The sequence below is a fragment of the Catenibacterium sp. UBA627 genome (assembly GCF_002299355.1).
In the GTDB taxonomy this organism is placed as follows: Bacteria; Bacillota_I; Bacilli_A; order Erysipelotrichales; family Coprobacillaceae; genus Catenibacterium; species Catenibacterium mitsuoka.
Genome location: NZ_DBPF01000012.1, coordinates 38,113 through 38,347 on the forward strand (window position 1 = coordinate 38,113; position 235 = coordinate 38,347).

1 pseudogene is annotated in these 235 nt (G+C 29.8%); it reads left to right on the plus strand.

Features of this window, described 5'->3' with window-relative positions:
- Positions 1-235 (plus strand): annotated as a pseudogene (locus tag B2S90_RS01090) (dihydroxyacetone kinase transcriptional activator DhaS); the annotation flags it as partial.

Here is a 235-nt window from a genome sequence, read left to right on the forward strand (position 1 = left end):
ATTGGTGATCTCACAAAGGAATGTGGTATTAATCGTATGACTTTCTATTATCATTTTACTGATATGCATCATCTTCTTTCATGGATCATCTTAGATGAAATACATCAATTACTATTAGATACAAATATCTACCCTGAAGGATGTATTCGTCTTCTCTATAAGATGAAAGAAGACCAGATCTATATTATGAATGTATATCATTCCTTACATCAAGAAGAGTTTCAAAGCTATTTAT